Below are 21977 nucleotides of genomic sequence, written 5' to 3' on the forward strand. Positions count from 1 at the left end.
TCGCAGTGTTGCGCGCTCGCCACGCTACAATGGCTCGCTCGTGCATTACTGACGCCGCGACTCACAGCGGCCCGCATCCGGTTTCTTCATGACATCCAGCCCATCCCGGCGACCCGGCAAGCCGTCTCAAGGCAAAAAGAGTTCCGCATCCCCCGCGCGCCAGCAGGGCGCGGCGCCGGCGCGCAGCCACGCCGTGTACCTGGCCCCCGATTCGCTGGGCTTTGCGCTCGACCAGGCCGCTCATGCGGTCGGCGCGGTGCGCGCCGGTTCGGCCTTGCCTGGCGCGCTCGCGAGCGCCTTCGCCGCCTTGCCCGCCGACGTCGCGCCGCAGGCTCGCGGCGCTGTGCAGGACATCGCCTATCGCACCATGCGGCGGCTCGGCACGGTCGACTGGCTGATCCGGCAGCGCGTGAGCAAGGCGCCGCCGCCGCTCGTCGCGAACCTGCTCGCCTGCGCGCTGGCGTTGCTCGCCGAAGACGAGGCGAGCGCCGCCTACACGCCGTTTACGGTCGTCGATCAGGTCGTGCGCGCCGTGGGCGCGCGCCGCGAGATCGCCTTCGCGAAGGGGCTCGTCAATGCGGTACTGCGCGGATTTTTGCGCGAGCGCGACACCGCGCTTGCCGCCGCCCAGGCCGATGAAACCGCCCACTGGAACTATCCGCGCTGGTGGATCGACGCGGTCCGCGCCGCGTGGCCCACGCAGTGGCAGGCGATTCTCGCCGCGGGCAACACGCAAGGCCCGCTCACGCTGCGCGTGAATGCGCGCCGCACGAGCGCCGCCGATTACGTCCAGCGGCTCGCCGCCGAAAACATCGCCGCCACGCAGATCGGCGAACACGCCGTGCGTCTGGCCGCCGCGTTGCCGGTGGATCGCATCCCCGGGTTCCTCGCGGGCGACGTGTCCGTGCAGGACGCCGGCGCGCAAGTGGCCGCACAAATCCTCGGCGTGCGTGACGGCATGCGTGTGCTCGACGCGTGTGCGGCGCCCGGCGGCAAGAGCGGCCATCTGCTCGAGCTTGCCGACATCGATCTGGTTGCGCTCGAAAGCGACGCCATGCGCGCTGCGCGCATCGGCGAAAACTTCGCGCGCCTCGGTTTCGCGCAAGACGATCCCGCGCACCCGATGCGGCGCGCATCGATCGTGGTCGGCGACGCGGGCAATCCTGCCGCGTGGCATGACGGCGAAGGCTTCGATCGCATCCTCGCCGACGTGCCATGCTCGGCCTCGGGCATCGTGCGCCGTCATCCGGACATTCGCTGGCTGCGCCGCGAGAGCGACATCGCGGCGCTTGCCGCCGAGCAGCGCCGCATCGTCGATGCGCTGTGGCCGCTCGTGAAACCGGGCGGCGAACTGCTCTACGTGACCTGTTCGATCTTCCCCGAGGAGGGCGAGGCGCAGGCGCGCTGGTTTGAAAGCACCCATGCGGATGCGGTACGATTGGACGCCCCGGGGCAACTGCTGCCCGAGGCATTCGGCGCGCCGGGCCGGGGTCCAGAAGACGGCGCAGCCGGCGAAGCGCGGCACGATGCTGCTGCAAAGGCCGAAGTGACGACGACTGTCTTTCCCGTTCCCGATCGCACCGCAGATCACGACGGATTCTTCTACGCGCGCTTTCAGAAACGGTGACCATCAAACGCTTCTTCCCGCTGCGGTTCGCGGCCCTGATCTGGCTGGTGCTTGCCGTCGTCGGCTTCGCGGCCGCCGCGCCGGCGCGCGCCGACTCGATCTCGGTGCAGCGCGCGTCGCTCCAGGCCGACAGCAACGGCTGGAGCCTCGACGCCCGTTTCGACTTCGACCTCAACAGCAGCCTGGAAGACGCGGTCAACAAGGGCATTCCGCTCTACTTCACCACCGACTTCGAGCTCACGCGCGCGCGCTGGTACTGGTTCGACGAACAGCCGGTGAGCGTTTCACAGAGCATTCGCCTGTCGTTCCAGCCGCTCACGCGCGAGTACCGCGTCTCGAGCGGCGGTCTGCAGCTCGGCTTCTCGACGCTCGCAGAAGCGCTCGCGGTCATCAAGCACGTCACCTCGTGGCACGTGATCGATCGCAACGACGTGCACGCCGGCGAAACGTACACGGCCTCGGTGCGCATGCAGCTCGACGTCGCGCTGATGCCCAAGCCGTTCCAGATCGACGCCGTGAACAACCGCGACTGGAACCTCGCTTCCGACTGGAAGCGCTTCAACTTCACGGTGACCGAACGTGCTAAATAAAGTACGCCGCGCCACCAGCTTCAGCAGCGTCGTCGTCAAGCTGCTCGTCTCCACCGTCGCGTTCACCGCGACGCTGCTGCTCGTCCTGCTCGCCGCGGCGAGCGCGAACACCGAGTTCTTCGACCGCTACTACGGCTGGCTCTACGCGGCCAATATCGTCGTCGCGCTGATCTTCCTGTCGGTGGTCACGGCGCTCATGATCGTGATCGTCGTGCGCTTGAGGCGCGGCAAGTTCGGCACGCGGCTGCTCGCGAAGCTCGCGTTCTTCTTCGCGCTCGTGGGCGTGGTGCCGGGCGGCATCATCTATATCGTTTCCTATCAGTTCGTCTCGCGCTCGATCGAGTCGTGGTTCGACGTGAACGTGGAAACCGCGCTCACCGCCGGCCTGAATCTCGGCCGCGGCATGCTCGACGCCTCGCTCTCCGACCTGCAAACCAAGGGCCGTCTGATGGCCGAGCAGATCGCGAACGGCGATTCGGCAGGCACGACGCTCACGCTGCTGCGCGCGCGCGACCAGTTCGGCGTGCAGGACGCGATGATCGTCGAGCCGGTGCGCAGCATGTCGGGCGCGGCGCCCGACATGCACGTGGTGGCGCAGGCGTCGAGCAACTTCTCGTCGCTCATGCCCGCCGACATGCCCACGGCGCTCATGATTGATCAGGCGCGCGGGCGCGGCTATGCGGCGATCGAAGGCGAAGTGGACGGCGACCCGCATCAGCTTGGCTCGAAGGGCGCGCTTCGATTGCGGGTGGTCACCCGCATTCCCGATGCGAACACAACGGATCTGCAGCCGGTCGAGCGTTTCCTGCAGCTCGAGCAGCCGGTGCCGGCCGCGCTCGCGCGCAACGCCGACGCGGTGCAGCGCGCGTATCGCGAGTACCAGGAGAAGGCGCTCGGCCGCACGGGCCTGCGCAAGATGTATATCGGCACGCTCACACTCGCGCTTTTCCTCGCCACTTTCGTCGCGATGATGCTCGCGCTCGCCCTCGGCAACCAGCTCGCGAGGCCGCTCTTCCTGCTCGCGCAGGGCACGAAGGAAGTGACCGAGGGCGACTACACGCCCAAGCGCGAAATCAAGTCGCGCGACGAGCTGGGCTTCCTCACGCAGTCGTTCAACGCGATGACGCGCCAGCTTTCCGAAGCGCGCCAGGCCGTGGAGAAGAACCGCGTCGCGCTCGAGCATTCGAAGGCGTACCTCGAGAGCATTCTCGCGAACCTCACGGCGGGCGTGTTCGTGTTCGACCGGCAGTTCCGCCTCACGACGGCGAACCCCGGCGCGGAGCGCATTTTCCGTCAGCCGTTCCAGACGCAGCTCGGCGTCGCGCTCGATCACATCGGCGCGCTCACGGAGTTCGGCGCGATGGTGCGCAAGGCCTTCGCCGACCAGGAAGCTTCGCGCGGCGATGGCGATCAAGAGCGCGGCCATTGGCAGCAGCAGTTCTCCGTGCCGATTCCGGGCGAGACCGATCCGCTCACGCTGCTCGTGCGCGGCGCGCGCCTCGTATCCGACACGGGCCGCGACGCGGGCGACATGCAGACCTCGGGCTACGTCGTGGTGTTCGACGACATCTCCGACGTGATCTCGGCGCAGCGCTCGGTGGCGTGGGGCGAAGTCGCGCGGCGTCTCGCGCACGAGATCAAGAATCCGCTCACGCCGATCCAGCTCTCGGCCGAACGCCTGCAGATGAAGCTCACCGACAAGCTCGCGCCCACCGACGCCGAAGTGCTCAGGCGCGGCGCGACCACCATCGTCAATCAGGTCGCGGCGATGAAGCAGATGGTCGACGACTTCCGTGATTACGCGCGCACGCCGCCGGCGGTGCTCGCGAACCTGCAGCTCAATGAACTCGTGAGCGAAGTGCTCACGCTCTACGGCGCGGAAGAAGGCAAGAGCGCGATCAAGGTCGAGCTCTCCGAATTGCCCGTGATACGCGGCGACGCGACACAATTGCGTCAGGTGATCCACAACCTGCTGCAAAACGCGCAGGACGCGGTGGCCGACACGCAGAATCCTCGCGTGACGCTCGAGACCCGCGCCGTAGAATACGGGGACCCCGACGCGCAAGGACGCACGCGCGTGGCGGTTCGTCTCACGGTATCGGACAACGGCCCGGGTTTCCCGGCGCGCATTCTCACGCGTGCGTTCGAACCCTATGTGACGACCAAGGCCAAAGGAACAGGACTCGGGCTTGCGATGGTCAAGAAGATCGTCGACGAGCACGGCGCGCGCATCGACATCCGCAATCGAATGAGAGCGGGCGATGTGATCGAAGGCGCGCAGATCTCGATTCTCTTTCTCCAGTTGGCAGACGATGCCGCCACGCCCGGACCCGGCCGATCCGGGGAGGGGCAGGCGCGTGCCGAAGCGGAGCAAGGATCAAAAGCAACAGTGCAGACAAGGGCAGCGTAAATGGCAACCATCCTGGTGGTAGACGATGAAATGGGCATCCGGGAATTGCTCTCGGAGATCCTCAGCGACGAAGGACACGTCGTGGAGCTCGCGGAAGATGCGCAGCAGGCGCGCGACTTCCGGCAGCGCCACGTGCCGGATCTCGTGCTGCTCGATATCTGGATGCCGGACACCGATGGCGTGACGCTGCTCAAGGAATGGGCCGCGCAGGGCCATCTCACGATGCCGGTCATCATGATGTCGGGGCACGCGACCATCGACACCGCCGTCGAGGCGACGAAGATCGGCGCGCTCAACTTCCTCGAAAAACCGATCGCGCTGCAAAAGCTGTTGAAGGCGGTCGAGCAGGGGCTCGCGCGCGGCACGGCCGCGCCGGTCGCGCCGGCCACAGCGGCGGCAGCGGGGAAGACGGCGGCGGGCGGACCTGCGGTCGTGGCCTCCGCGGCGGCGCTGCCGGTACTGGGCGCCGACGGCGTGCATGGCATGCAGGCGGCGGCCACGCAAACGGCATCGATCTCATTCGACATTCCGCTGCGCGATGCGCGCGACGCGTTCGAGCGCGCCTACTTCGAGTACCACCTCGCGCGCGAGAACGGCAGCATGACGCGCGTGGCCGAAAAAACGGGGCTTGAGCGTACGCACCTGTATCGCAAGCTCAAGCAGCTCGGCGTGGACCTCGGCAAGAGCAAGGGCGAATGAACGCGTGCAGGTGAGCGGCGCGGACAGGCGCGTCAATTTTGCGAAAGCCACTTGGCAAGCGCTGACTTCACCGCTATAATCTTCTTTCTTCGTTGGCCCGGTAGCTCAGTTGGTAGAGCAGCGGATTGAAAATCCGCGTGTCGATGGTTCGATTCCGTCCCAGGCCACCAGAATGCAGCCCCAGGAGATCGTTCGATTCCTGGGGCTTTTTCGTTGTTCGCGTTGTCCAGCGTCTTGAACTCCAGACATCGACGGTATCCGGGGTATAAGGGTGCGCCGATGCCCGTAGAAGGGCCCCGGCCTATACTGCATGAGCCGGCGCGGGGGTTGTCCCTGCCGGCCCGCCGGGCGCCAGGCGACAAAAGCGGGCAAGGAAGCCAGCAAAGCGCCAGCAACGAAAGCATTCGCGCGGAAACCTCATTCACGGAGTTTCACGGTGACTCGAACAGAAGCCAAAGGCGCGCTCGTCCTGTTTTCCGGCGGCCAGGATTCGGCCACGTGCCTCGCATGGGCGCTCGACCGCTACGAGAGCGTCGAAACGCTCGGCTTCGATTACGGCCAGCGTCATCGCGTCGAACTGGAATGCCGCGAGGGCTTTCGCGCGGCGATTGCCAGCACGTTCCCCGAGTGGGGCGAGCGTCTCGGCGACGATCACATGATCGATCTCTCGGTGCTCGGCTCGATCAGCGACACGGCCATGACGCGCGAGATCGAGATCGAAACGGCCGCGAGCGGCTTGCCGAACACCTTTGTGCCGGGCCGCAACCTGATGTTCATGCAGATCGCCGCGGCGATCGCTTATCGTCGCGGGCTCAAGGTGCTCGTGGGCGGGATGTGCGAAACCGACTTCTCGGGCTATCCCGACTGCCGCGACGACACGATGAAGGCGCTGCAGGTCGTGCTCAATCTCGGCATGGACACGCGCTTCGTGCTGGAAACGCCGCTCATGTGGCTCGACAAGGCCGATACATGGCGCCTCGCCGAAAAGCTGGGCGGCGAAGCGCTGGTGGATATGGTCCGCGTGGAAACGCACACCTGCTACCTGGGCGAGCGCGCGGAGCTTCACGCGTGGGGGTTCGGCTGCGGCGAGTGCCCGGCGTGCAAGTTGCGCAAGCGCGGGTATGAAGCGTATCTCGCCGGCGAGAACGTGACGGAAGCCCCGGCCTGAGTGTTAGCCTCGGGCCGCGCGCGTCACTTTCGCGGTGAATGAATACGGCCAGGGCCGCGCACGGGCGGCGCGCTCCGCCGACACGATGATTTCGCGCCCGAGACCAACCGGCTTTGCACGCGCCTTGCGCGCATGAGCCAGAACCAGGCTGCACGATGACTTACGCGGTAAAGGAAATTTTCTACACGTTGCAGGGCGAGGGCGCGAACGCCGGGCGTCCGGCCGTGTTCTGCCGGTTCGCCGGCTGCAATCTCTGGTCGGGCCGTGAGGAAGATCGCGAGCAGGCCGTTTGCCGCTTCTGCGACACCGACTTTGTCGGCACCGATGGCGAGAACGGCGGCAAATTCCGCACGCCGGAAGAACTCGTCGCGCAGATCGCCTCGCTCTGGCCCGAAGGCGAGGGCAACCGCTTCGTGGTCTGCACGGGCGGCGAGCCGATGCTGCAGATCGACCAGCCGTTCGTCGACGCGCTGCACGCCGCCGGTTTCGAGATCGCGATCGAAACGAACGGCTCGCTGCCGGTGCTGGAAACGATCGACTGGATCTGCGTGAGCCCGAAGGCCGACGCGCCGCTCGTCGTCACGAAGGGCAACGAGTTGAAGGTTGTCGTGCCGCAGGAAAACCAGCGCCTGGCAGAGTACGCGAAGCTCGATTTCGAGTATTTTCTCGTGCAGCCCATGGACGGCCCGTCGCGCGACCTGAACACGAAGCTCGCCATCGACTGGTGCAAGCGCCATCCGCAGTGGCGCCTGTCGATGCAGACCCACAAATACCTGAACATTCCCTGATTCACGCGAATTTACCTGAAGAAGCGCCGTGCTGACGATCACCCGAAAACTCGAATTCGACGCGGGCCACCGCATCCCCGACCACCGCAGCCAGTGCCGTAATCTGCACGGCCATCGCTACGTGCTCGAAATCACGCTGGAAGGCGACCTCGTCGAAACCGAGGGCGCGCCCGACCGCGGCATGGTGATGGACTTCGCCGATGTGAAGTCGCTCGCGAACCAGCATCTCGTCGATCTGTGGGATCACGCGTTCCTCGTCTTCGCGGGCGATACGCAGGTGCGCGGCTTCCTCGAAACGCTGCCGGGCCACAAGACGGTCGTGATCGACCGCATTCCGACCGTGGAAAACCTTGCGGCCATCGCGTTCGACATTCTCGCGAACGTGTACGACGCGCACTATGGCGTGAATCTGCGCCTGCACAAGCTGCGCCTGTACGAGACGCCGAACTGCTGGGCCGAAGTCACGCGCGACTGACGCGAGCAGGACCCCGCTTCACCCTCGCTCCGACGACCCGCGCAAGGCGGGTTTTCCGTGCCGACCGCCAGGTTTTTGTCGCGGTATGATCATTGCCGCAAGGCCTGCGCATCCCCGCGCGCGGCCCGACAAACACATAACGGAGCGAGACCTGCCGGCTGCCGCGCTGCCGGGCGACACCGCCCGCGCCTGGCGCGTGCGCCCCGCGGCCTCGCCGGGAGCACGGCGATGAGCACCTTCACCAATCCCCTCAAGGAACGCCTCAAGGAGGCGGACCCGCTATTCGGCTTATGGCTTTCGATGGGCAGCGAGACCGCCGCCGAGGCGCTCGCGCACGCCGGCTTCGACTGGCTGTTGATCGACATGGAGCACACGCCCAACGACAGCGCCGACACCATCGCGCAACTGCGCGCCATCGCGGCCGCGCATCTGCCCACCGAGCCCGTGGTACGTCTGCCGGACAGCGAGCCGTGGCTCGTGAAGCATGTGCTCGACGCGGGCGCGCGCACGGTGATGTTCCCCAACGTGGCCTCGGCTGAAGAGGCCGCACGCGCTGTGAGTCTCACGCAGTACCCCGACGCGCGCACGCCCGGCGGCCAGCGCGGCGTGGCGGGCGTGGTGCGCGCGGCGGCCTACGGCATGCGGCGCGATTACCTTCAGGGCGCGAACGCGCAGATCGCGACGATCGTGCAGATCGAGTCGGCGGCGGCACTGGCCGAAGTCGAGAAGATCGCGAAGGTGCCGGGCGTCGACTGCCTGTTCGTGGGTCCCGCCGATCTGGCGGCGAGCCTCGGCCATCTCGGCGACTCGAAGCATCCGGACGTCGTCGCCGCCGTGCAGCGCATCGTCGCGGCCGCGCGCGAGGCGGGCGTCGCGGCAGGCATCTTCGCCATGGATGCGGCCGCCGCCAGGCAGTATCGCGAGATGGGTTTCAGCTTCATCGCCCTGGCCGCCGACGTGATATGGCTCGTGCGCGCGACACGCCAGGCGCTGCAGGAGGCGAGATCATGAAGCGTCCGAAAGCGCTTTTCGGGCGTGCGCGCGCGCTCGCCATCGGCTGTCTCGCGGCCGCTGCGCTCGGTGTGAGCGGAGTGACGGCAGCCGCCGACGCCGCGAGCGCCACCGCAGGCGCGGAGTCCGATCCGCAAACGGCCAACGCCGTTGCCGACTACAACGCGGGCAACCTCAGCGCGGCGCGCGCCGAGTTCCTGGCGGCGGCCGAGCGCGGCAACCGGCTGGCGGAGTTCAACTACGCGATGATGCTCGTGAACGGCGAAGGCGGGGCCGCCGACGTGGGCGAGGGCCGCAAGTGGCTGCGCAAGGCGGCGGACGCGAACATGTCGCACGCGCAGTACGTGTACGGCAAGATGTACGACGACGGCGACTTCGTCGAGCGCGATCCCGTGCAGGCGCACCAGTGGTTTCTCAAGGCGGCGAAGCAGGGTCACGTGCAGGCGGAGCTGGCGCTCGCGAACCAGTACCTCGACGGGCGCGGCACCACGCGCGACAACAAGCAGGCGTTCTACTGGTACAAGAAGGCCGCCGAGGGCGGCGACATGACCGCGCAATACGTGACCGGCTCGTTCTACGAGCGCGGCGGCGACGGCGTGCCGAAGAACCTCAACGTCGCGCGTGCGTACTATGCCGCCGCGGCGGCGCAGGGCGATCCCGTGGCGCGTCTGAAGTACCAGCAGTTGAGCGCGCAGCTGATGAAGTCGGCGCCCACCCAGTAAGCGCCAGCAAGCGACCGCGAAACGAAAACGCGCCGGGCATGCCGGCGCGTTTTTTTTGGTTGCTTCGATCTCTGCGATCGGGCGGGCATAGCTGCCCGCCGCGCCTTCAACTCTGCATCAACCGCTTCTGGCGTCCCACGCTCATGATGAGCCCGATCGCCACGCCGAGCGTGGTGAGCGCCGTGCCGCCATAACTCATGAACGGCAGCGGCACGCCCACCACGGGCAGGATGCCGCTCACCATGCCGATGTTGACGAACGCATAGGTAAAGAACGCCATCGTGAGCGAGCCGGCCAGTAATCGCCCAAAGAGCGTCGAGCCGTTCGCGGCGATATAGAGCCCGCGCGCGATCAGACACATGTAGAGCGTGAGCAGCACGAGGCCGCCCGCGAGGCCGAACTCTTCGGAGAACACCGCGAAGATGAAGTCGGTGTGCTTTTCGGGGATGAACTCCAGGTGCGACTGTGTGCCCTTCAACCAGCCCTTGCCGAGCGGGCCGCCCGAGCCGATCGCAATCACGGCCTGGATGGTGTGGAAGCCCTTTCCGAGCGGATCGGAAGTCGGGTCGAGCAGCGTGCAGATGCGGTGCTTCTGGTAGTCGTGCATGAGCGGCCAGTTCACCTGCGGCTGGCAGATCTTGTCCTGGAACGCCGCGATCGAGGCCACCGCGATCACGCCTGCGATCAGCACCGGCACGATCAGCTTGAACGAGAGCCCCGCGAAATAGATGACGAAGAGGCCCGACGCGAACACGAGCACCGCGGTGCCCAGGTCCGGCTGCTTGGCGATGAGCCCCACCGGCACGAGCAGAATCACGAAGCCGACGACGAAGTCGTACCAGCGCATCACGCCTTCGCGGCGCTGGTAGTACCAGGCGAGCATGAGCGGCGTGGCGATCTTGAGGATTTCCGAGGGCTGAATCACGACGCCGACGTTGATCCAGCGCTTTGCGCCCTTGCGCGTGAGGCCGAATAGCGCCACGGCGATGAGCAGCGCGATGCCGAAGGTATAGATTGGCACCGCGAAGCGCATGAGCGTGTTGGGCGGCACATTGGCGAGCGCCCACATCAGCACGAAGGTGAGCATGATGTTGCGCAGCTGGTCTTCCACGCGGCCCGGCACGTCGAGGCTCGCGCTGTACAGCGTGACGATGCCTACGCACAGCAGCAGGAACACGGTGAGCGCGAGCGGTCGGTCGAAGCCGAGGAACATCTTGCGCAGCGTGTCGAGCACCGCGCGCTTGTCGATCTTGTCGAACTGAAGGAAAGGCATGGTGGTTCCTTACTCGTCGATGCCGCCCGTTGCGGGCTTGGGCGGCGGTGCGAGCGTAGCCGCGTCGCTCGCGCTGGCGGGGCGGTGCGGGCGATGGGGGCCAGGGCCGAAGTGGCGGGGCACGGAGGCGGGCGCGGGGCGGGCGGCACCCGTGTCCGCCGTGCCGTTCGTGCCGCCGGTGCCGCCGTTCACGGCGTCGGTTGTGGCGGGCGCATCGAGGCTAACGTTCTGGCGTGGCTTGCGAGTCTTGCCGGCGGCGCTGCTTGCGGGCGTAGCCCGCGCCGCCGCGCCGGGGGCCGCAGCCGCAGCGGAGGCAGGCGCAGCAGCGGCCGCGCCCGAGGCTTGCGAAGCCGCCGCAGCAGCAGCCGAAGCAGCCGCAGCCGCAGATGCCGCGCCGGGAATCGGCAACGGCGTGAAGCCGGCTGCGACCCGCACCGGCTGTGCGGCCGGTGTGGCCGGTGTGGCCGGGGCAACGCCCGAGGCCCCCGCGGCTGCTGAAGCCGCCGATGCCGCCTCAGGCGGCGCGCCGATCACGGGCGCGGACGCGTCCTCCGTGGCCGAAGCCGCCGCGCTCACGGCCGCCTGCTCGACGCCGGGCTTGAGCCGGTCGACGAGCCAGTAATCGAGCACGCGACGAGCGATCGGACCTGCGGCCTGTGCGCCCCAGCCGCCGTTCTCGACGATCAGCGCGACGGCGATCTGCGGCTTCTCGGCTGGCGCGAACGTGATGAAGAGCGCGTGGTCGCGCAGATTTTCGGCGAGCGCATGCGCCTTGTACTTGCCGCCCTGCAGCGAGAAGACCTGCGCCGTGCCGGTCTTGCCCGCCGAGGTGTACGGCGCGTTGCGGAACACCTGGTAGGCCGTGCCCGAGGGATTCATCGTCACGTTTTCCATGCCGCGCTTGACGACGTCGATATCGGCCTGGCTCACGTTCAGGCGCCCGCTTTCGCTCGGCACCGTGAGGCGCTCCTGCTTCGTGATCGGATTCTCGATCTCCTTCACGAGGTGGGGCTTCATCAGAATGCCGTTGTCGGCGAGCGTGGCCGTGGCATGCGCGAGTTGCAGGATCGTGAACGAGTTGTAGCCCTGGCCGATCCCGAGGCTGATCGTCTCGCCCTCGTACCAGCGCTGCTGCTCGGGCTTGCGGTACGCCTTGCGCTTCCATTCGGTGGAGGGCAGGATGCCGCGCGCCTCGCCCGCGATGTCGATGCCGGTGAGCTGGCCGAAGCCGAGCGGCTTCATGAAGTTGGCGATGTTGTCCACGCCCAGGTCGTGCGCGAGCATGAAGAAGTAGGTGTCGTTCGACACCATGATCGCGCGGTTCATGTCGATCCAGCCCTGGCCCGAGCGCACGTCGTTGTTGAAGCGGTGGCCGCCGAACATGTAGTAGCCGGGGTCGGAAAAGCCCCACTGCGGCGTGCGCTTGTGCAGCGTGAGCGCGGCGAGCGCCATGAACGGCTTGTAGGTCGAGCCCGGCGGGTAGGTGCCGTGCAGCGGACGGTTCAGGAGCGGGTGATCGGGCGAGTTGTTGAGCTCGTCCCAGGTCTGCTGGTCGATGCCGTCCACGAACGAGTTCGGGTCGAAGCTCGGTGCCGAGACGAACGCGAGAATGTCGCCCGTGGACGGCTCGATGGCCACGAGCGCGCCGCGCTTGCCCGCGAAGGCCTGCTCGGCCACCTGCTGCAGACCGATGTCGATCGACAGCACGAGGTTGTTGCCGGGCGTGGCCTGGGTGCGCGAGAGCGTGCGCACGGGGCGCCCGCCCGCCGTCACTTCCACTTCCTCGAAGCCGGTCAGGCCGTGCAGCTCGGTTTCGTAGCTTTGCTCGACGCCGATCTTGCCGATGTAGTCGGTGCCGTTGTAGTTGTTCGCGTCCAGACGCGGATCGTAGTGCTCGGGATCGCTGTCGTTCTTGTCGGAGAGGTCGTCGATGCGCTCCTGGTCGCGCTGCGAAATCCGGCCGATATAGCCGATCACGTGCGCGGCCGTGGGCCCGAGCGGATATTGGCGGAACAGGCGCGCGCGCACTTCCACGCCGGGGAAGCGGAAGCGCTGGGCGGTGAAGCGCGCGACTTCGTCGTCGGTGAGGCGCGTGCGGATCGGCAGGCTCTCGAAGTTCTTCGAGTCTTCGAGCAGCTTCTTGAAGCGGCGGCGGTCGCGCGCATCGATCGGAATCACGGTCGAGAGCTCGTCGATCGTGTTGTCGAGCGTGTCGGCGAGCTTCGAGGGCGTGATTTCGAGCGTGTACGCCGAGTAGTTCTTCGCGAGCACGACGCCGTTGCGGTCGGTGATGATGCCGCGGTTCGGCACGATCGGCGCGACGGAAATGCGGTTTTCGTCGGCCTGCAGCGAATACTTGCTGTGGTTCCAGACCTGCAGATAGAGGAAGCGGAACGCGATCAGCCCGAAGCAGACGAACACGAACAGCCCCGCCGCCGCGACGCGCAGGCGGAACTTCGTGAGCTGCTGCTGGGTGTCCTTGAATTCGGTCATGCTGTCAGACCCAGGCGCCGCGGTTCCAATCGCGAGGAACGGCGGCCCGGGGTGCGTAAGAGGTAGTCAAGCGAGTCTTCCAGCGGCGGGCGGCGGGCCGCTCAAATGGGCCGGGTGTCGTCGGGATCGACGGGGCGGCGCTGCGGCAGGAGCAGCAGCACGCTCGCGATCGGCCAGAGGATCGCCTCGACGAAGCCGCTGATGAGATAACCCCAGCCAGGAAACGATGCGCCCATCAGCAGGCGGATCACGAACGGCACGACCTGCGCGCCGACCAGCATGGGCGTGACGGCGAACATCTGCAGGCCGATCGACATCCACAGCACGCGGCGGTGAATGGTGATCGCGCCATAGGAAAGCAGCGTGTACGCGAGCGCGTGCTCGCCGAGCAGGTTCGCGTTGTGGACGTCCATGAGGAGCCCGAGGAAGAACGCGACGCCCATGCCGACTTTGCGCGGCTGGTGAATGTTCCAGAACAGCAGCACGAGCGCGACGAAGTCGGGCACGCCGGGCAGCTTGCCCCAGGGCAGCAGGTTCAGCAGGAACGCCGCCGCGAGGCTGAAAACGATGAAGTACGGATTGACCGGCTGCAGAATGTATTGCGGACGCGGCATCAATGGCCCCCTTTCTCGACGGCCTTCGCTGCCTCTTCGCGCAGGCTCTCCCTGGGCCGCTTTTTCTCCGCCGGCTTCGTGTCTGCTGCTGTGGCGTTCGCTGCCGGCTTGGCCTGCTGCGCCGGGGCCGCGCCCGATGCGGCGGCGGCGGGCTTCGCCTTCGCGTCATCGGCCTTCTTGTCAGCCTTTTTGTCCGCGGCCTTGGCGGCCTTCTTCTTCGCGTCCTTCGCCTCGGCGGCCGCTGCGGCTTCCTCGGCGGCGATCGGGTTGGGCGGCACCTGCGGCACATAGTGCAGCACGAGCACCTGGCGCGCCCCGCGCACGGCGGCGAGCGGCAGGCAGACCACGCGTGCGAACGCGGTGTCGGCCTGCTTGTCCACGCGCAGCACCTTCGCGACCGGCAGCCCTTGCGGATAGATGCCGTCGAGCCCGCTCGTCACGAGTTCGTCGCCCACTTGGAGATCGGCGCTGATCGGCACGAAGCGCAGATCGAGCAGGTCGCCCTTCGCCGTGCCGTAGATCACACTGCGCAGGCCCGTGCGCACGACTTCGACCGGCACGGCCTGGTCCTTGTCGGTGACGAGCGTGACTTCGGACTGCATGGGGAACACGCGTGTGACCTGGCCGATCACGCCGTCTTCGCTCAATACCGGTGAGCCGTTCTGCACGCCCTGCTGCGAGCCGCCGCCGATCACGACCTTTTGCGTGAACGGGTCGCGCGTGTCGTACTGGATCTCAGCAGGCGTGGTTTGCGCGCCGATGCGCTGCGAGAGCTGCAAAAGCGCGCGCAGGTGCGCGTTTTCGGCGGCGAGCGAAGCGGCCGCGTTGGCCTGCTGCGAAAGCTGGAGATTGCGCACGTGCAGCTGGGTGTTTTCGGTGCGCAGCGTGGAACTCGTCACGGCCAGATCGGCGGCGCCCATAAAGAAGTCACGCGGCACGAGGGCCGCGCGTTGCAGCGGGTAGAGACCCGCGCCGAGCACGCCGCGCACGATCTCGAGCGTCTTGAAACGCGCGTCGGAGACGAGGAGCGCGAGCGACAGCACGACGAAGAAAATCAGCCGTGCGAGTGCCGATGGGCCCTGTTTAAAGAGGGGCGGCGGACTGTATTCCATGGTCGGCGCCGGGGGCGTGTGCGGTTCGGTGAAACAGAGGGTGTAACGGAGGGCACAACGAAGTGTGAATCTTCGGCGCCCCGCAGGACGTCCCGTTGCGGGCGCCGTAACGGCGCGCGCGCCGCCACGCCATCAGTGGCGCGACGACGCCGAAACCGCGCCGCGGGCGAGCGCAGCGGTGCGCGGCGCGCTTACTCGTACGAGAAGATGCTGCCAAGCTTGTCCATGCGCTCGAGCGCCATGCCCGAGCCGCGCACCACGCAGGTGAGCGGGTCTTCGGCCACGAGCACCGGCAGACCGGTTTCTTCGGCGAGCAGGCGGTCCAGGTCGCGCAGCAGCGCGCCGCCGCCCGTGAGCATCATGCCGCGTTCGGCGATGTCGGCGCCCAGTTCCGGCGGCGTTTGTTCGAGCGCGATCTTCACCGATGAGACGATCTGGTTCAGCGGGTCGGTGAGCGCTTCGAGAATTTCGTTGCTCGAAATGGTGAAGCTGCGCGGAATGCCTTCCGACAGGTTGCGGCCCTTCACTTCCATTTCCTTGACTTCGGAACCCGGGAAGGCCGAACCGATTTCCTTCTTGATGGCTTCGGCGGTTTGTTCGCCGATCAGCATGCCGTAGTTGCGGCGGATGTAGTTGACGATCGCTTCGTCGAACTTGTCGCCACCCACGCGCACCGAGCCCTTGTAGACGATGCCGCCGAGCGAGATCACGCCCACTTCGGTCGTGCCGCCGCCGATGTCGACGACCATCGAGCCCGTGGCTTCCGAAACCGGCAGGCCCGCGCCGATCGCGGCGGCCATCGGCTCTTCGATGAGGTACACCTGCGAGGCGCCCGCGCCGTGCGCGGCTTCCTTGATCGCGCGGCGCTCGACCTGGGTCGAACCGCACGGCACGCAGATGATGATGCGCGGCGACGGCGAGAACATGCGCGACTCGTGCGCCGTCTTGATGAACTGCTTGATCATCTGCTCGGTGACGGTGAAGTCGGCGATCACGCCGTCCTTCATCGGGCGGATGGCTTCGATGTTGCCCGGGACCTTGCCGAGCATCTGCTTGGCTTCCTTGCCGACTGCCTGAATCGTTTTCTTGCCGTTCGGGCCGCCTTCCTGGCGAATGGAGACGACCGAGGGTTCGTCGAGGACGATGCCCTTGCCGCGCATGTAGATCAGGGTGTTGGCGGTGCCGAGGTCGATCGCCAGGTCGTTGGAGAAGTAGCTACGCAGAAAACCGAACATTCAAAAATCCTGTCTCGCTTGTGGCCGTCCTTCCAGCTTGGTGGGCGAGGGCGGCAGCGGAAAAATTCACAGCCTCAGGGCGATATGCTCCACCACGAGAGCACTCCGAAATCACGGCGGAGGGCGTCGCAAGGGGCGCCACGAGGGGCCTGAGACTGCGGGGATAGTTACCGGAGGCAGCCTGGCTGCGCCGCCCGTTTGATCTTGTCTGGCCGCATTGAGTTGCGTACAGACCTGAAAGGCGGATGCAAGGCGGTCCGGGTTTGGGTCGAACGCGTAATGATACCTTATAATTTTGCCTGTTTTGCAGGATCCGGAAGGCAGTTTTTGACCTCATCGAAGCTTTCCTCCCGAGCCGGATCCGGCGCGATAAACCGCTGTTGCAGCACCGATTTCCGCACTGCCGCAGCCCCTTTTTCCGGTGACCGCATGGCCCTGACCCTGAACGATGTGAAGCGCATCGCGCATCTTGCGCGCCTCGAACTGGCCGACGCCGAAGCCGGCAATACGCTCGAACGCCTGAACGGCTTCTTCGGCCTCGTCGAGCAGATGCAGGCCGTGGACACGACCGGCATCGCCCCGCTCGCCCACCCGATCGAGCAGATCGAGGACGTCGCGCTGCGTCTGCGCGAGGACGCCGTGACCGAAATCGTGGACCGCGAAGCGCTGCAGCGTCCCGCGCCCGCGGTGCAGGACGGACTTTACCTCGTACCGCGCGTGATTGAGTAAGCGCGCAGCATTTTTTCGCCATTTCGAAATCTTTCGAGTCGTCGGAACAGTTCGAAACGGCACGGACTCCCGAATTTTCCGGGGTTTTCCGGGTAGCGGCCCACACGTTTGCCAACGTCGGTCGAGCGGCTCCCGGACGGCGCAACGATCGGATTTCGACCACGCCGTGACGTTCTTCCAGGAATCACGCAATGCATGACAAAAGCTTGACCGAATTGCGCGCCGCGCTGGCTGCGAAGGAGTGCTCCGCAGTCGAGCTGGCCCAGCACTTTCTGGGCCGGATTGAAGCGCATCAAGACCTGAACGCCTTCGTCGACGTCAATCCCGAATTGACGCTCGCCCAGGCGAAGGCCGCCGACGCGCTCCTGCACTCGGGCCACGCGGGCCCGCTCGCGGGCATTCCGCTCGCGCACAAGGACGTGTTCGTCACGCGCGGCTGGCGCTCGACCGCCGGCTCGAAGATGCTTGCAAACTACGTGAGCCCGTTCGACGCGACCGTAGTCGAGCGGCTCGAGCGCGCGGGCATGGTCTGCCTCGGCAAGACCAACATGGACGAATTCGCGATGGGCTCGTCCAACGAGAACTCGCATTTCGGCGCCGTGAAGAACCCGTGGGACACGAAGGCCGTGCCGGGCGGCTCGTCGGGCGGTTCCGCCGCGGCCGTCGCCGCGCGCCTCGCGCCCGCCGCGACCGGCACCGACACCGGCGGCTCGATTCGCCAGCCGGCATCGTTCACGGGCGTGACGGGCATCAAGCCCACCTACGGCCGCGTCTCGCGCTACGGCATGATCGCGTTCGCCTCGTCGCTCGACCAGGGCGGCCCGTTCGCGCACAGCGCCGGCGATTGCGCGCTGCTCCTGAACGCCATGGGCGGCTTCGACGAGCGCGACTCGACGAGCCTCACGCACGAGCACGAGGACTACACGCGCTTCATCGGCCAGACATGGAGCCAGGAGGCCAGCGCCGACAAGCCGCTCGCGGGCCTGCGCATCGGCCTGCCGAAGGAATACTTCGGCGCGGGCCTGGCCGACGACGTGCGCGCCGCCATCGACGCCGCGCTGAAGACGTACGAATCGCTCGGCGCCACGCTCGTGGAAGTCACGCTGCCGAAAACCGAGCTGTCGATTCCCGTGTACTACGTGATCGCCCCGGCGGAAGCCTCGTCGAACCTCTCGCGCTTCGACGGCGTGCGCTTCGGCCACCGCGCCGCCGAATACCGCGATCTGCTCGACATGTACAAGAAGTCGCGTGCCGAGGGCTTCGGCCCCGAGGTGAAGCGCCGCATTCTGGTGGGCACCTACGTGCTCTCGCACGGCTACTACGATGCGTACTACCTGCAGGCGCAGAAGATTCGCCGCATCATTGCGCAAGACTTCCAGGAAGCGTTCAAACAGTGCGACGTCATCATGGGACCGGTCGCGCCGAGCGTGGCATGGGACCTGGGCGCCAAGGGCGACGATCCGCTGCAGATGTACCTCGCGGACATCTACACGCTTTCCACGAGCCTCGCGGGCCTGCCCGGCATGAGCGTGCCGTGCGGCTTCGGCGCGGGTGCGAACGCGCAGCGACCCGTCGGTCTGCAGATCGTCGGCAACTATTTCAACGAGGCCCGCATGCTGCAGGTCGCCGACGCCTTCCAGCGCGCGACCGACTGGCATCGCAAGGCGCCGGCAGGGGTATGAACATGGCAACACAGTGGGAAGTGGTGATCGGTCTGGAGACGCACGCGCAATTGTCGACGGCGTCGAAGATCTTCTCGGGCGCATCGACGCAGTTCGGCGCCGCGCCCAACTCGCAGGCCTGCCCCGTCGATCTCGCGCTGCCGGGCGTGCTGCCGGTGATGAACCGCGGCGCCGTGGAGCGCGCGATCCAGTTCGGCCTCGCGATCAACGCGACGATTGCGCCGCGCAGCATTTTCGCGCGCAAGAACTACTTCTATCCGGACCTGCCCAAGGGCTATCAGATCAGCCAGTACGAGATTCCGGTCGTGCAGGGCGGGCAGATCACGATCCAGGTCGCGGCCAACGAAAAGACCGGCAAGGAAGCCTACGAGAAGACCGTCAACCTGACGCGCGCGCACCTCGAAGAAGACGCGGGCAAGTCGCTGCACGAAGACTTCGCGGGCATGACGGGCATCGACCTGAACCGCGCCGGCACGCCGCTGCTCGAAATCGTCACGGAACCCGAAATGCGCAGCGCCGCCGAAGCGGTTGCGTACGCGAAGTCGCTGCACACGCTCGTCGTGTGGCTCGGCATTTGCGACGGCAACATGCAGGAAGGCTCGTTCCGCTGCGACGCGAACGTCTCCGTGCGTCCGGTCGGCCAGAAGGAGTTCGGCACGCGCGCCGAGATCAAGAACCTGAACTCGTTCCGCTTCCTCGAAGAGGCGATCCAGTACGAAGTGCGCCGCCAGATCGAGCTGATCGAAGACGGCGGCACGGTGGTGCAGGAAACGCGCCTCTACGACCCCGACAAGCGCGAGACGCGTTCGATGCGCAGCAAGGAAGACGCGCACGATTACCGCTATTTCCCCGACCCCGACCTCATGCCGCTCGTGATCGATGCCGCGTGGGTCGAGCGCGTGAAGGGCGAGCTGCCCGAGCTGCCCGCGACGATGCAAACGCGCTTTGTCGAGCAGTATGGCGTGACGCCGTATGACGCGAACGTGCTCACGTCGAGCAAGGCAATGGCGGCTTACTTCGAAGCCGTGGTGGCGAAGGCGGGCGCGGCGCAGGCCAAGACCGCCGCCAACTGGTTGATGGGCGAAGTCTCGTCGCAGCTCAACCGCGAAGGCCTCGACATTGCCGCTTCGCCGGTATCGGCCGCGCAGTTCGCCGTGCTGCTCGCGCGCATCGCCGACGGCACGATCTCGAACAAGATCGCCAAGGAAGTGTTCCAGGCGATGTGGGACGAGAAGGCCGCCGACGAAGCCGCTGCCGATCGCATCATCGAAGCGAAGGGCCTCAAGCAGATCTCGGACACCGGCGCGCTCGAAGCGATCATCGACGAGGTGCTCGCCGCGAACCAGAAGTCGGTGGAAGAATTCCGCGCCGGCAAGGAAAAGGCGTTCAACGCGCTGATCGGCCAGGCGATGAAGGCCACCAAGGGCAAGGCGAACCCGCAGCAAGTCAACGAGCTGCTGAAGAAGAAGCTGGGCTGAGTTCGGGCGGGTTTGAGTAGCGTGCCGCCCTGATTCGGGCATGCTAGCGAGGCGGCGTCGTGCGTAGCAGCGCGGCGCCGCCTTGCCGCTTCAGGCGGGCTGCGGCGCTGGCGCCGTCAAATTCACGAGAGAGAGGAGAACAACGCATGTCCCACATCCCGAGTCTCGACAGTTACCGCGTGCCGTACTTCAGCGACAAGAAGGCGGAGACGTTCTCGCTCAACGCGCTCGACCCCGCCGCGAAACCGTTCTCGACCGGCAGCAAGGACGGTGACCGCGACCGGCTCGCCGAGATCGGCAACCAGCTCGACATATTGCAGGAGCGTCTGCATTCGCAGCGCCATCAGCGCGTGCTGCTCGTGTTGCAGGGCATGGACACGAGCGGCAAGGACGGCACGATCCGTGGCGTGTTTCACGAGGTCGATCCGCTCGGCCTGCGCATCGTGCCGTTTCGCGCGCCGACGCCCATCGAAGCCGCGCGCGACTTTCTCTGGCGCGTGCACCTGCAAGTGCCCGCGGCCGGCGAGCTGGCGATCTTCAACCGCAGCCACTACGAAGACGTGCTCGTGCCGCGCGTGATTGGCCAGATCGATTCGGCCGAGTGCGAGCGCCGCTACCGGCAGATTCGCCATTTCGAGGCGCTGCTCGCCGAGAGCGGCACGTCGATCATCAAGTGCATGCTGCACATCTCGAAGGACGAGCAGCGCAGTCGCATCCAGGCGCGCATCGACGACCCCACCAAGCACTGGAAATTCGACGTCTCCGATCTCGAAGCGCGCAGGCATTGGGACGCCTATCAGGCCGCGTACCACGACGCGCTAGCGGCTACCTCCACGGAATACGCGCCGTGGTACGTGATTCCCGCGAACTCGAAGTCGCATCGCAACCTCATGGTGGCCGAACTGCTGCTGCGCCTGATGGACAGTCTGAAACTCGAATTTCCGCCGGCCAAGGCCGAACTCAAGGGTCTCAGGATCGACTGAGACCGACCGTATTCCCTCGCGCGGCGCGGCGCAGTTCCGCTTCGGCGCGCCGTGCGAGGCAACGCACAATCAAGAGGAAAGAAGACATGTTGCGTGTGATCACCGCGAATCTGAACGGCATCCGCTCGGCGGCGAAGAAAGGCTTTTTCGAATGGTTCGGCGAACAGAAGGCCGACGTGCTCTGCGTGCAGGAAATCAAGTGCTCGCAGGACGACATGACGCCCGAATTCCTCGCGCCGCACGACTTCACGGGCTACTTCCAGCATGCGGTCAAGAAGGGCTATAGCGGCGCGGGCGTCTATTCGCGCCACGAGCCCGACGAGGTGATCATCGGCTTTGGCAGCGAGGAGTTCGACCCGGAAGGGCGCTATGTGGAAACGCGCTTCGGCAAGCTTTCGGTGATCTCCGTGTACGTGCCTTCGGGCTCGAGCGGCGACGAACGGCAGGCCGCGAAGTACCGCTTCATGGACGAATTCATGCCGCATCTCGCGGAACTCAAGCGTGAGCGCGAAGTGATCCTGTGCGGCGACGTGAACATCGTCCACAAGGAAATCGACATCAAGAACTGGAAGGGCAACCAGAAGAACTCCGGCTGCCTGCCCGAAGAGCGCGCATGGCTCACGAGCCTCTTCGACGACGTGGGCTACGTGGACGTGTTCCGCACGCTCGACCCGCGCCCCGAGCAATACACGTGGTGGAGCAACCGCGGCCAGGCGTATGCGAAGAACGTGGGGTGGCGTATCGACTATCAGATCGCGACGCCCGGCATTGCGCACAAGGCGAAAAAGACCTCGATCTTCAAGGACATCAAGTTCAGCGACCACGCGCCGCTGACCATCGACTACGACCACAAGGTCAAGAGCTGACCCTCACACCGGCGCGCTGTGA

The 21977-nt window shown here is 66.3% G+C and carries 19 protein-coding genes and 1 tRNA gene; 15 read left to right on the top strand and 5 right to left on the bottom strand.

Going from position 1 to position 21977, the window contains the following annotated elements:
- The first annotated feature begins 88 nt into the window (after window positions 1-88).
- From rsmB to AB4Y36_RS07830, 10 genes are all read left to right on the top strand, one after another.
- On the top strand, window positions 89-1627 hold the full coding sequence (rsmB, locus tag AB4Y36_RS07785; RefSeq protein WP_368682674.1) for a 16S rRNA (cytosine(967)-C(5))-methyltransferase RsmB: 1539 nt from the start codon (window positions 89-91) through the stop codon (window positions 1625-1627).
- Window positions 1624-2217, top strand: a complete 594-nt coding sequence (locus AB4Y36_RS07790) for a DUF4390 domain-containing protein (RefSeq protein ID WP_368618002.1) — start codon at window positions 1624-1626, stop codon at window positions 2215-2217. The genes rsmB and AB4Y36_RS07790 overlap by 4 nt, the downstream gene beginning before the upstream one ends.
- On the top strand, window positions 2207-4627 hold the full coding sequence (locus tag AB4Y36_RS07795) for a PAS domain-containing sensor histidine kinase (RefSeq protein ID WP_069264607.1): 2421 nt from the start codon (window positions 2207-2209) through the stop codon (window positions 4625-4627). Before AB4Y36_RS07790 ends, AB4Y36_RS07795 begins: the two co-directional genes overlap by 11 nt.
- On the top strand, window positions 4628-5326 hold the full coding sequence (gene esaR, locus AB4Y36_RS07800; RefSeq protein WP_069264609.1) for a response regulator transcription factor EsaR: 699 nt from the start codon (window positions 4628-4630) through the stop codon (window positions 5324-5326). It abuts the gene before it with no gap.
- A gap of 94 nt (window positions 5327-5420) precedes the next feature.
- Window positions 5421-5496 (top strand) — tRNA-Phe (locus AB4Y36_RS07805).
- Between the two features lie 266 nt (window positions 5497-5762).
- Window positions 5763-6494, top strand: a complete 732-nt coding sequence (gene queC, locus AB4Y36_RS07810) for a 7-cyano-7-deazaguanine synthase QueC (protein ID WP_368682675.1) — start codon at window positions 5763-5765, stop codon at window positions 6492-6494.
- A 155-nt stretch (window positions 6495-6649) separates the two neighbouring features.
- Complete coding sequence (gene queE / locus AB4Y36_RS07815) at window positions 6650-7282, top strand: 7-carboxy-7-deazaguanine synthase (RefSeq protein WP_368618003.1); 633 nt, start codon at window positions 6650-6652, stop codon at window positions 7280-7282.
- Between the two features lie 31 nt (window positions 7283-7313).
- Window positions 7314-7757 carry a 6-carboxytetrahydropterin synthase QueD gene (queD, locus tag AB4Y36_RS07820; protein WP_028203213.1) on the top strand — a complete coding sequence of 148 codons (444 nt, stop codon included), beginning with the start codon at window positions 7314-7316 and terminating at the stop codon, window positions 7755-7757.
- A gap of 228 nt (window positions 7758-7985) precedes the next feature.
- A complete protein-coding gene (locus AB4Y36_RS07825; RefSeq protein WP_133183264.1) occupies window positions 7986-8768 on the top strand; it encodes an HpcH/HpaI aldolase/citrate lyase family protein in 783 nt (260 codons plus the stop codon).
- On the top strand, window positions 8765-9490 hold the full coding sequence (locus tag AB4Y36_RS07830) for a tetratricopeptide repeat protein (RefSeq protein WP_083245245.1): 726 nt from the start codon (window positions 8765-8767) through the stop codon (window positions 9488-9490). Before AB4Y36_RS07825 ends, AB4Y36_RS07830 begins: the two co-directional genes overlap by 4 nt.
- A 106-nt stretch (window positions 9491-9596) precedes the next feature.
- Here AB4Y36_RS07830 and rodA read toward each other — a convergent pair whose 3' ends face one another.
- From rodA to AB4Y36_RS07855, 5 genes are all read right to left on the bottom strand, one after another.
- Complete coding sequence (gene rodA / locus AB4Y36_RS07835) at window positions 9597-10763, bottom strand: rod shape-determining protein RodA (RefSeq protein ID WP_133183262.1); 1167 nt, start codon at window positions 10761-10763, stop codon at window positions 9597-9599.
- Window positions 10764-10772: 9 nt separating this feature from the next.
- A complete protein-coding gene (gene mrdA, locus AB4Y36_RS07840) occupies window positions 10773-13256 on the bottom strand; it encodes a penicillin-binding protein 2 (RefSeq protein WP_368682676.1) in 2484 nt (827 codons plus the stop codon).
- A gap of 101 nt (window positions 13257-13357) precedes the next feature.
- Entirely contained in the window at window positions 13358-13870 is a 513-nt protein-coding gene (gene mreD / locus AB4Y36_RS07845; RefSeq protein WP_069264625.1) for a rod shape-determining protein MreD, read from the bottom strand.
- The gene (gene mreC / locus AB4Y36_RS07850; protein WP_368682677.1) at window positions 13870-14982 is read right to left on the bottom strand and encodes a rod shape-determining protein MreC; all 1113 of its coding nucleotides are present in this window, start codon (window positions 14980-14982) and stop codon (window positions 13870-13872) included. The genes mreD and mreC overlap by 1 nt, the downstream gene beginning before the upstream one ends.
- 191 nt (window positions 14983-15173) lie before the next feature.
- Window positions 15174-16217, bottom strand: a complete 1044-nt coding sequence (locus AB4Y36_RS07855) for a rod shape-determining protein (RefSeq protein WP_004189550.1) — start codon at window positions 16215-16217, stop codon at window positions 15174-15176.
- Between the two features lie 429 nt (window positions 16218-16646).
- Here AB4Y36_RS07855 and gatC point away from each other — a divergent pair, with 429 nt between their 5' ends.
- The 5 genes from gatC to AB4Y36_RS07880 all read left to right on the top strand — a co-directional run bounded on the left by gatC (window position 16647) and on the right by AB4Y36_RS07880 (window position 21955).
- On the top strand, window positions 16647-16946 hold the full coding sequence (gene gatC / locus AB4Y36_RS07860; RefSeq protein WP_028211911.1) for an Asp-tRNA(Asn)/Glu-tRNA(Gln) amidotransferase subunit GatC: 300 nt from the start codon (window positions 16647-16649) through the stop codon (window positions 16944-16946).
- Window positions 16947-17137: 191 nt separating this feature from the next.
- On the top strand, window positions 17138-18628 hold the full coding sequence (gene gatA, locus AB4Y36_RS07865) for an Asp-tRNA(Asn)/Glu-tRNA(Gln) amidotransferase subunit GatA (RefSeq protein WP_069264628.1): 1491 nt from the start codon (window positions 17138-17140) through the stop codon (window positions 18626-18628).
- Window positions 18629-18630: 2 nt separating this feature from the next.
- On the top strand, window positions 18631-20106 hold the full coding sequence (gatB, locus tag AB4Y36_RS07870) for an Asp-tRNA(Asn)/Glu-tRNA(Gln) amidotransferase subunit GatB (protein WP_368682678.1): 1476 nt from the start codon (window positions 18631-18633) through the stop codon (window positions 20104-20106).
- A 146-nt stretch (window positions 20107-20252) separates the two neighbouring features.
- Window positions 20253-21089, top strand: a complete 837-nt coding sequence (locus tag AB4Y36_RS07875) for a PPK2 family polyphosphate kinase (protein WP_069264629.1) — start codon at window positions 20253-20255, stop codon at window positions 21087-21089.
- Between the two features lie 86 nt (window positions 21090-21175).
- Window positions 21176-21955, top strand: a complete 780-nt coding sequence (locus AB4Y36_RS07880; RefSeq protein WP_069264632.1) for an exodeoxyribonuclease III — start codon at window positions 21176-21178, stop codon at window positions 21953-21955.
- Window positions 21956-21977: the final 22 nt, after the last annotated feature.

The sequence above is a fragment of the Paraburkholderia sp. BR10936 genome (assembly GCF_040965735.1).
Lineage (GTDB): Bacteria > Pseudomonadota > Gammaproteobacteria > Burkholderiales > Burkholderiaceae > Paraburkholderia > Paraburkholderia nodosa_A.

Excerpts from the sequence above, each read along its gene's own strand:
- AB4Y36_RS07880 (WP_069264632.1), top strand. The coding sequence starts at position 21,176 with ATGTTGCGTGTGATCACCGCGAATCTGAACGGCATCCGCTCGGCGGCG.
- AB4Y36_RS07825 (WP_133183264.1), top strand. The coding sequence starts at position 7,986 with ATGAGCACCTTCACCAATCCCCTCAAGGAACGCCTCAAGGAGGCGGAC.
- gatB (WP_368682678.1), top strand. The coding sequence starts at position 18,631 with ATGGCAACACAGTGGGAAGTGGTGATCGGTCTGGAGACGCACGCGCAA.
- gatC (WP_028211911.1), top strand. The coding sequence starts at position 16,647 with ATGGCCCTGACCCTGAACGATGTGAAGCGCATCGCGCATCTTGCGCGC.
- esaR (WP_069264609.1), top strand. The coding sequence starts at position 4,628 with ATGGCAACCATCCTGGTGGTAGACGATGAAATGGGCATCCGGGAATTG.
- rsmB (WP_368682674.1), top strand. The coding sequence starts at position 89 with ATGACATCCAGCCCATCCCGGCGACCCGGCAAGCCGTCTCAAGGCAAA.
- AB4Y36_RS07855 (WP_004189550.1), bottom strand. The coding sequence starts at position 16,217 with ATGTTCGGTTTTCTGCGTAGCTACTTCTCCAACGACCTGGCGATCGAC.
- rodA (WP_133183262.1), bottom strand. The coding sequence starts at position 10,763 with ATGCCTTTCCTTCAGTTCGACAAGATCGACAAGCGCGCGGTGCTCGAC.
- queE (WP_368618003.1), top strand. The coding sequence starts at position 6,650 with ATGACTTACGCGGTAAAGGAAATTTTCTACACGTTGCAGGGCGAGGGC.
- mreC (WP_368682677.1), bottom strand. The coding sequence starts at position 14,982 with ATGGAATACAGTCCGCCGCCCCTCTTTAAACAGGGCCCATCGGCACTC.
- gatA (WP_069264628.1), top strand. The coding sequence starts at position 17,138 with ATGCATGACAAAAGCTTGACCGAATTGCGCGCCGCGCTGGCTGCGAAG.
- mrdA (WP_368682676.1), bottom strand. The coding sequence starts at position 13,256 with ATGACCGAATTCAAGGACACCCAGCAGCAGCTCACGAAGTTCCGCCTG.
- AB4Y36_RS07875 (WP_069264629.1), top strand. The coding sequence starts at position 20,253 with ATGTCCCACATCCCGAGTCTCGACAGTTACCGCGTGCCGTACTTCAGC.
- AB4Y36_RS07830 (WP_083245245.1), top strand. The coding sequence starts at position 8,765 with ATGAAGCGTCCGAAAGCGCTTTTCGGGCGTGCGCGCGCGCTCGCCATC.
- mreD (WP_069264625.1), bottom strand. The coding sequence starts at position 13,870 with ATGCCGCGTCCGCAATACATTCTGCAGCCGGTCAATCCGTACTTCATC.